Origin of the sequence: Microbacterium testaceum, assembly GCF_001476285.1 — a bacterium.
Taxonomy (GTDB): domain Bacteria; phylum Actinomycetota; class Actinomycetes; order Actinomycetales; family Microbacteriaceae; genus Microbacterium; species Microbacterium testaceum_B.
In genome coordinates this window covers 1-750 of the sequence record NZ_LDRU01000136.1, presented here as the reverse complement: position 1 = coordinate 750, position 750 = coordinate 1, and the positions used below count along the sequence as shown (strand labels likewise).

Sequence of the window (750 nt, the reverse complement as noted above, 5' to 3'; positions counted from 1 at the left end):
TGTGTGTCAACCCTCTTCGAGGCGTTGCTGTGGACGACCGTCGGATCCGTGGTCGGGGCGTTCATGCTCTACGGCCTGGGGCGCTGGCTCGGGGCCGCTCGCCTGCGCAGCTTCGCCGAGAAGATGCCCCTGTTGCACCCCGAAGACGTCGATCGCACCGTGGCCTGGTTCGAGCGCCACGGCGGCAAGGCGGTGTTCTTCGGGCGCATGATCCCGATCTTCCGCAGTCTCATCTCGATCCCCGCGGGCGTCTCGAAGATGCCGATGTGGCGTTTCGGCCTGCTCACCGGCGCGGGAAGCCTCATCTGGAACACGATCTTCGTGCTCTCGGGCTACCTGCTGGGCGAGAACTGGCACATCGTCGAGGAGTACGCCTCGATCCTGCAGTACGTCGTCATCGCGGCCGTCGCGATCGGGGTGGCATGGTTCCTGTACAGCCGCATCCGGTCGCTGCTCGCTTCGCGGCGCGATACCGCCGACACGCGTCACGACGCCTGAGCTACGGCATCCTTCCGCGGTATCTCCACGTCGAGACAACCCGCTCGCTCGCTCAGTCAGACCACAGAACCCGCCCGTAGACTGATCCGGTGCCCGCGGATCGCCTTCATCTCGTGCGCCACGGGGAGGTTCACAACCCCCGTCGCGTGCTCTACGGTCGGCTCCCCGGGTTCGGTCTGAGCGTCGACGGCCGGCACATGGCACGCCAGGCCGCCGAGTACGTCCACGGGCTCGATCGGCCCGTGTCGGCAC

The 750-nt window shown here is 67.1% G+C and carries 2 protein-coding genes; both read left to right on the top strand.

Features of this window, described 5'->3' with window-relative positions; all coding sequences use genetic code 11:
* Window positions 1–498, top strand: a 498-nt coding sequence (locus NS283_RS17845; protein ID WP_058598186.1) for a DedA family protein, incomplete at its 5' end; no start/stop codon positions are given.
* A gap of 89 nt (window positions 499–587) precedes the next feature.
* Window positions 588–750: histidine phosphatase family protein (locus NS283_RS17840; protein ID WP_193752714.1), on the top strand; the 163-nt coding region annotated here is incomplete at its 3' end.